8 protein-coding genes are annotated in these 8,199 nt (G+C 51.4%); all 8 read left to right on the top strand.

Annotation, left to right across the window (positions count from 1 at the left end):
- A partial coding sequence (locus ACJHX7_RS24990; protein ID WP_000531012.1) for an elongation factor Tu occupies window positions 1-117 on the top strand: 117 nt, incomplete at its 5' end.
- Window positions 118-346: 229 nt separating this feature from the next.
- Window positions 347-730, top strand: coding sequence for a preprotein translocase subunit SecE (secE, locus tag ACJHX7_RS24985; RefSeq protein ID WP_001275702.1), 384 nt, complete (start codon window positions 347-349; stop codon window positions 728-730).
- 1 nt (window position 731) lies between these two features.
- Entirely contained in the window at window positions 732-1,277 is a 546-nt protein-coding gene (gene nusG / locus ACJHX7_RS24980) for a transcription termination/antitermination protein NusG (protein ID WP_001287516.1), read from the top strand.
- A 158-nt stretch (window positions 1,278-1,435) separates the two neighbouring features.
- Entirely contained in the window at window positions 1,436-1,864 is a 429-nt protein-coding gene (gene rplK / locus ACJHX7_RS24975) for a 50S ribosomal protein L11 (protein ID WP_001085926.1), read from the top strand.
- A gap of 3 nt (window positions 1,865-1,867) precedes the next feature.
- Window positions 1,868-2,572, top strand: a complete 705-nt coding sequence (rplA, locus tag ACJHX7_RS24970; protein ID WP_001096684.1) for a 50S ribosomal protein L1 — start codon at window positions 1,868-1,870, stop codon at window positions 2,570-2,572.
- Between the two features lie 291 nt (window positions 2,573-2,863).
- The gene (gene rplJ, locus ACJHX7_RS24965) at window positions 2,864-3,361 is read left to right on the top strand and encodes a 50S ribosomal protein L10 (protein WP_001207201.1); all 498 of its coding nucleotides are present in this window, start codon (window positions 2,864-2,866) and stop codon (window positions 3,359-3,361) included.
- Between the two features lie 66 nt (window positions 3,362-3,427).
- Window positions 3,428-3,793, top strand: coding sequence for a 50S ribosomal protein L7/L12 (gene rplL, locus ACJHX7_RS24960; protein WP_000028878.1), 366 nt, complete (start codon window positions 3,428-3,430; stop codon window positions 3,791-3,793).
- Between the two features lie 319 nt (window positions 3,794-4,112).
- Window positions 4,113-8,141, top strand: coding sequence for a DNA-directed RNA polymerase subunit beta (gene rpoB, locus ACJHX7_RS24955; protein WP_000263098.1), 4,029 nt, complete (start codon window positions 4,113-4,115; stop codon window positions 8,139-8,141).
- Window positions 8,142-8,199 lie beyond the last annotated feature (58 nt).

Raw genomic sequence — 8,199 nt, 5'->3', positions numbered from 1 at the left:
ATCAAAATGGTTGTTACCCTGATCCACCCGATCGCGATGGACGACGGTCTGCGTTTCGCAATCCGTGAAGGCGGCCGTACCGTTGGCGCGGGCGTTGTAGCAAAAGTTCTGAGCTAATTGCCGATAACATTTGACGCAATGCGCACTAAAAGGGCATCATTTGATGCCCTTTTTGCACGCTTTCGTACCAGAACCTGGCTCATCAGTGATTTTCTTTGTCATAATCATTGCTGAGACAGGCTCTGTTGAGGGCGTATAATCCGAAAAGCTAATACGCGTTTCGATTTGGTTTGCCTCGCGATCGCGGGGTGAAAATGTTTGTAGAAAACTTCTGACAGGTTGGTTTATGAGTGCGAATACCGAAGCTCAAGGAAGCGGGCGCGGCCTGGAAGCGATGAAGTGGGTCGTTGTGGTGGCATTGCTCCTGGTGGCGATTGTCGGCAACTATCTTTATCGCGACATTATGCTGCCGCTGCGTGCGCTGGCCGTAGTAATTCTGATTGCTGCAGCGGGTGGTGTCGCGCTGTTAACGACAAAAGGTAAAGCTACCGTTGCTTTTGCCCGTGAAGCGCGTACCGAAGTCCGTAAGGTCATTTGGCCGACTCGCCAGGAAACATTGCACACCACGCTGATTGTGGCTGCGGTTACCGCAGTAATGTCACTGATCCTGTGGGGACTGGATGGTATTCTGGTTCGCCTGGTATCCTTTATCACTGGCCTGAGGTTCTGAGATGTCTGAAGCTCCTAAAAAGCGCTGGTACGTCGTTCAGGCGTTTTCCGGTTTTGAAGGCCGCGTAGCAACGTCGCTGCGTGAGCATATCAAATTACACAACATGGAAGATTTGTTTGGTGAAGTCATGGTACCAACCGAAGAAGTGGTTGAAATCCGTGGCGGTCAGCGTCGCAAAAGCGAACGTAAATTCTTCCCTGGCTACGTCCTCGTTCAGATGGTGATGAACGACGCGAGCTGGCACCTGGTGCGCAGCGTACCGCGTGTGATGGGCTTCATCGGCGGTACTTCCGATCGTCCTGCACCAATCAGCGATAAAGAAGTCGATGCGATTATGAACCGCCTGCAGCAGGTTGGTGATAAGCCGCGTCCGAAAACGCTGTTTGAACCGGGTGAAATGGTCCGTGTTAATGATGGTCCGTTCGCTGACTTCAACGGTGTTGTTGAAGAAGTGGATTACGAGAAATCTCGTCTGAAAGTGTCTGTTTCTATCTTCGGTCGTGCGACCCCGGTAGAGCTGGACTTCAGCCAGGTTGAAAAAGCCTAACCCAGCGATCAAAAAAGCGGCGATTTAATCGTTGCACAAGGCGCGAGATTGGAATACAATTTCGCGCCTTTTGTTTTTATGGGCCTTGCCCGTAAAACGATTTTTTATATCACGGGGAGCCTCTCAGAGGCGTTATTACCCAACTTGAGGAATTTATAATGGCTAAGAAAGTACAAGCCTATGTCAAGCTGCAGGTTGCAGCTGGTATGGCTAACCCGAGTCCGCCAGTAGGTCCGGCTCTGGGTCAGCAGGGCGTAAACATCATGGAATTCTGCAAAGCGTTCAACGCAAAAACTGATTCCATCGAAAAAGGTCTGCCGATTCCGGTAGTAATCACCGTTTACGCTGACCGTTCTTTCACTTTCGTTACCAAGACTCCGCCAGCAGCAGTTCTGCTGAAAAAAGCGGCTGGTATCAAGTCTGGTTCCGGTAAGCCGAACAAAGACAAAGTGGGTAAAATTTCCCGCGCTCAGCTGCAGGAAATCGCGCAGACCAAAGCTGCCGACATGACTGGTGCCGACATTGAAGCGATGACTCGCTCCATCGAAGGTACTGCACGTTCCATGGGCCTGGTAGTGGAGGACTAAGAAATGGCTAAACTGACCAAGCGCATGCGTGTTATCCGCGAGAAAGTTGATGCAACCAAACAGTACGACATCAACGAAGCTATCGCTCTGCTGAAAGAACTGGCGACTGCTAAATTCGTAGAAAGCGTGGACGTAGCTGTTAACCTCGGCATCGACGCTCGTAAATCTGACCAGAACGTACGTGGTGCAACTGTACTGCCGCACGGTACTGGCCGTTCCGTTCGCGTAGCCGTATTTACCCAGGGTGCAAACGCTGAAGCTGCTAAAGCTGCAGGTGCTGAACTGGTAGGTATGGAAGATCTGGCTGACCAGATCAAGAAAGGCGAAATGAACTTTGACGTTGTTATTGCTTCTCCGGATGCAATGCGCGTTGTTGGCCAGCTGGGCCAGGTTCTGGGTCCGCGCGGCCTGATGCCAAACCCGAAAGTGGGTACTGTAACGCCGAACGTTGCTGAAGCGGTTAAAAACGCTAAAGCTGGCCAGGTTCGTTACCGTAACGACAAAAACGGCATCATCCACACCACCATCGGTAAAGTGGACTTTGACGCTGACAAACTGAAAGAAAACCTGGAAGCTCTGCTGGTTGCGCTGAAAAAAGCAAAACCGACTCAGGCGAAAGGCGTGTACATCAAGAAAGTTAGCATCTCCACCACCATGGGTGCAGGTGTTGCAGTTGACCAGGCTGGCCTGAGCGCTTCTGTAAACTAATGCCTTTACGTGGGCGGTGATTTTGTCTACAATCTTACCCCCACGTATGCTAACGAAAGTTAGCAGCTAAAAAGATTTGTTCGTTGGAGCCTGGCCTATCCAGGCCTCCGTCGAAGACCGCAGGAGTTTCGCAAGAAACTTAATCCCCTGCGTAGACGGTGACAGAACGCTAAGATTATTCTTTTATATTCTGGCTTGTTTCTGCTCACCGTAATTAAGACGCTCTCTCCGTTTGGAGGAGTGAAGTGAGTTCCAGAGATTTTCTCTGGCAAACATCCAGGAGCAAAGCTAATGGCTTTAAATCTTCAAGACAAACAAGCGATTGTTGCTGAAGTCAGCGAAGTAGCCAAAGGCGCGCTGTCTGCAGTAGTTGCGGATTCCCGTGGCGTAACTGTAGATAAAATGACTGAACTGCGTAAAGCAGGTCGCGAAGCTGGCGTATACATGCGTGTTGTTCGTAACACCCTGCTGCGCCGTGCTGTTGAAGGTACTCCGTTCGAGTGCCTGAAAGACGCGTTTGTTGGTCCGACCCTGATTGCATACTCTATGGAACACCCGGGCGCTGCTGCTCGTCTGTTCAAAGAGTTCGCGAAAGCGAATGCAAAATTTGAGGTCAAAGCCGCTGCCTTTGAAGGTGAGCTGATCCCGGCGTCTCAGATCGACCGCCTGGCAACTCTGCCGACCTACGAAGAAGCAATTGCACGCCTGATGGCAACCATGAAAGAAGCTTCGGCTGGCAAACTGGTTCGTACTCTGGCTGCTGTACGCGATGCGAAAGAAGCTGCTTAATCGCAGTTATCTTTTTAACGCATTCGCTTACGTATAAACTTATTCTGATATTCAGGAACAATTTAAATGTCTATCACTAAAGATCAAATCATTGAAGCAGTTGCAGCTATGTCTGTAATGGACGTTGTAGAACTGATCTCTGCAATGGAAGAAAAATTCGGTGTTTCCGCTGCTGCTGCTGTAGCTGTAGCTGCTGGCCCGGTTGAAGCTGCTGAAGAAAAAACTGAATTCGACGTAATTCTGAAAGCTGCTGGCGCTAACAAAGTTGCTGTTATCAAAGCAGTACGTGGCGCAACTGGCCTGGGTCTGAAAGAAGCTAAAGACCTGGTAGAATCTGCACCGGCTGCTCTGAAAGAAGGCGTGAGCAAAGACGACGCAGAAGCACTGAAAAAAGCTCTGGAAGAAGCTGGCGCTGAAGTTGAAGTTAAATAAGCCAACCCTTCCGGTTGCAGCCTGAGAAATCAGGCTGATGGCTGGTGACTTTTTAGTCACCAGCCTTTTTGCGCTGTAAGGCGCCAGTAGCGTTTCACACTGTTTGACTACTGCTGTGCCTTTCAATGCTTGTTTCTATCGACGACTTAATATACTGCGACAGGACGTCCGTTCTGTGTAAATCGCAATGAAATGGTTTAAGCGTGATAGCAACAGGCATTGCGGAAAGTGTTCCATTTTCCGGTCAACAAAATAGTGTTGCACAAACTGTCCGCTCAATGGACAGATGGGTCGACTTGTCAGCGAGCTGAGGAACCCTATGGTTTACTCCTATACCGAGAAAAAACGTATTCGTAAGGATTTTGGTAAACGTCCACAAGTTCTGGATGTACCTTATCTCCTTTCTATCCAGCTTGACTCGTTTCAGAAATTTATCGAGCAAGATCCTGAAGGGCAGTATGGTCTGGAAGCTGCTTTCCGTTCCGTATTCCCGATTCAGAGCTACAGCGGTAATTCCGAGCTGCAATACGTCAGCTACCGCCTTGGCGAACCGGTGTTTGACGTCCAGGAATGTCAAATCCGTGGCGTGACCTATTCCGCACCGCTGCGCGTTAAACTGCGTCTGGTGATCTATGAGCGCGAAGCGCCGGAAGGCACCGTAAAAGACATTAAAGAACAAGAAGTCTACATGGGCGAAATTCCGCTCATGACAGACAACGGTACCTTTGTTATCAACGGTACTGAGCGTGTTATCGTTTCCCAGCTGCACCGTAGTCCGGGCGTCTTCTTTGACTCCGACAAAGGTAAAACCCACTCTTCGGGTAAAGTGCTGTATAACGCGCGCATTATCCCTTACCGTGGTTCCTGGCTGGACTTCGAATTCGATCCGAAGGACAACCTGTTCGTACGTATCGACCGTCGCCGTAAACTGCCTGCGACCATCATTCTGCGCGCCCTGAACTACACCACAGAGCAGATCCTCGACCTGTTCTTTGAAAAAGTTATCTTTGAAATCCGTGATAACAAGCTGCAGATGGAACTGGTGCCGGAACGCCTGCGTGGTGAAACCGCATCTTTTGACATCGAAGCTAACGGTAAAGTGTACGTAGAAAAAGGCCGCCGTATCACTGCGCGCCACATTCGCCAGCTGGAAAAAGACGACGTCAAACTGATCGAAGTCCCGGTTGAGTACATCGCAGGTAAAGTGGTTGCTAAAGACTATATTGATGAGTCTACCGGCGAGCTGATCTGCGCAGCGAACATGGAGCTGAGCCTGGATCTGCTGGCTAAGCTGAGCCAGTCTGGTCACAAGCGTATCGAAACGCTGTTCACCAACGATCTGGATCACGGCCCATATATCTCTGAAACCTTACGTGTCGACCCAACTAACGACCGTCTGAGCGCACTGGTAGAAATCTACCGTATGATGCGCCCTGGCGAGCCGCCGACTCGTGAAGCAGCTGAAAGCCTGTTCGAGAACCTGTTCTTCTCCGAAGACCGTTATGACTTGTCTGCGGTTGGTCGTATGAAGTTCAACCGTTCTCTGCTGCGCGAAGAAATCGAAGGTTCCGGTATCCTGAGCAAAGACGACATCATTGATGTTATGAAAAAGCTCATTGATATCCGTAACGGTAAAGGCGAAGTCGATGATATCGACCACCTCGGCAACCGTCGTATCCGTTCCGTTGGCGAAATGGCGGAAAACCAGTTCCGCGTTGGCCTGGTACGTGTAGAGCGTGCGGTGAAAGAGCGTCTGTCTCTGGGCGATCTGGATACCCTGATGCCTCAGGATATGATCAACGCCAAGCCGATTTCTGCAGCAGTGAAAGAGTTCTTCGGTTCCAGCCAGCTGTCTCAGTTTATGGACCAGAACAACCCGCTGTCTGAGATTACGCACAAACGTCGTATCTCCGCACTCGGCCCAGGTGGTCTGACCCGTGAACGTGCAGGCTTCGAAGTTCGAGACGTACACCCGACTCACTACGGTCGCGTATGTCCAATCGAAACCCCTGAAGGTCCGAACATCGGTCTGATCAACTCCCTGTCTGTATACGCGCAGACTAACGAATACGGCTTCCTTGAGACTCCGTATCGTAAAGTGACCGACGGTGTTGTAACTGACGAAATTCACTACCTGTCTGCTATCGAAGAAGGCAACTACGTTATCGCCCAGGCGAACTCCAACCTGGATGAAGAAGGCCACTTCGTAGAAGACCTGGTAACTTGCCGTAGCAAAGGCGAATCCAGCTTGTTCAGCCGTGACCAGGTTGACTACATGGACGTATCCACCCAGCAGGTGGTATCCGTCGGTGCGTCCCTGATCCCGTTCCTGGAACACGATGACGCCAACCGTGCATTGATGGGGGCGAACATGCAACGTCAGGCCGTTCCGACTCTGCGTGCTGATAAGCCGCTGGTTGGTACGGGTATGGAACGTGCTGTTGCCGTTGACTCCGGTGTAACTGCGGTTGCTAAACGTGGTGGTGTCGTTCAGTACGTGGATGCTTCCCGTATCGTTATCAAAGTTAACGAAGACGAGATGTATCCGGGTGAAGCAGGTATCGACATCTACAACCTGACCAAGTACACCCGTTCTAACCAGAACACCTGTATCAACCAGATGCCGTGTGTGTCTCTGGGTGAACCGGTAGAACGTGGCGACGTGCTGGCAGACGGTCCGTCCACCGACCTCGGTGAACTGGCGCTTGGTCAGAACATGCGCGTAGCGTTCATGCCGTGGAATGGTTACAACTTCGAAGACTCCATCCTCGTATCCGAGCGTGTTGTTCAGGAAGACCGTTTCACCACCATCCACATTCAGGAACTGGCGTGTGTGTCCCGTGACACCAAGCTGGGGCCGGAAGAGATCACCGCTGACATCCCGAACGTGGGTGAAGCTGCGCTCTCCAAACTGGATGAATCCGGTATCGTTTACATTGGTGCGGAAGTGACCGGTGGCGACATTCTGGTTGGTAAGGTTACGCCGAAAGGCGAAACTCAGCTGACCCCAGAAGAAAAACTGCTGCGTGCGATCTTCGGTGAGAAAGCGTCTGACGTTAAAGACTCTTCTCTGCGCGTACCAAACGGTGTATCCGGTACGGTTATCGACGTTCAGGTCTTTACGCGCGATGGCGTAGAAAAAGACAAACGTGCGCTGGAAATCGAAGAAATGCAGCTCAAACAGGCGAAGAAAGACCTGTCTGAAGAACTGCAGATCCTCGAAGCGGGTCTGTTCAGCCGTATCCGTGCTGTGCTGGTAGCCGGTGGCGTTGAAGCTGAGAAGCTCGACAAACTGCCGCGCGATCGCTGGCTGGAGCTGGGCCTGACCGACGAAGAGAAACAAAATCAGCTGGAACAGCTGGCTGAGCAGTATGACGAACTGAAACACGAGTTCGAGAAGAAACTCGAAGCGAAACGCCGCAAAATCACCCAGGGCGACGATCTGGCACCGGGCGTGCTGAAGATTGTTAAAGTATATCTGGCGGTTAAACGCCGTATCCAGCCTGGTGACAAGATGGCAGGTCGTCACGGTAACAAGGGTGTAATTTCTAAGATCAACCCGATCGAAGATATGCCTTACGATGAAAACGGTACGCCGGTAGACATCGTACTGAACCCGCTGGGCGTACCGTCTCGTATGAACATCGGTCAGATCCTCGAAACCCACCTGGGTATGGCTGCGAAAGGTATCGGCGACAAGATCAACGCCATGCTGAAACAGCAGCAAGAAGTCGCGAAACTGCGCGAATTCATCCAGCGTGCTTACGATCTGGGCGCTGACGTTCGTCAGAAAGTTGACCTGAGTACCTTCAGCGATGAAGAAGTTATGCGTCTGGCTGAAAACCTGCGCAAAGGTATGCCAATCGCAACGCCGGTCTTCGACGGTGCGAAAGAAGCAGAAATTAAAGAGCTGCTGAAACTTGGCGACCTGCCGACTTCTGGTCAGATCCGCCTGTACGACGGCCGCACTGGTGAACAGTTCGAGCGTCCGGTAACCGTTGGTTACATGTACATGCTGAAACTGAACCACCTGGTCGACGACAAGATGCACGCGCGTTCCACCGGTTCTTACAGCCTGGTTACTCAGCAGCCGCTGGGTGGTAAGGCACAGTTCGGTGGTCAGCGTTTCGGGGAGATGGAAGTGTGGGCGCTGGAAGCATACGGCGCAGCATACACCCTGCAGGAAATGCTCACCGTTAAGTCTGATGACGTGAACGGTCGTACCAAGATGTATAAGAACATCGTGGACGGCAACCATCAGATGGAGCCGGGCATGCCAGAATCCTTCAACGTATTGTTGAAAGAGATTCGTTCGCTGGGTATCAACATCGAACTGGAAGACGAGTAATTCTCGCTCAAACAGGTCACTGCTGTCGGGGTAAAACCCGGCAGCGGATTGTGCTAAC

It is taken from the genome of Escherichia sp. WS1451 (genome assembly GCF_046487365.1).
GTDB classification, from domain to species: domain Bacteria; phylum Pseudomonadota; class Gammaproteobacteria; order Enterobacterales; family Enterobacteriaceae; genus Escherichia; species Escherichia coli.
This window is presented reverse-complemented; position numbering and strand designations above follow the sequence as displayed.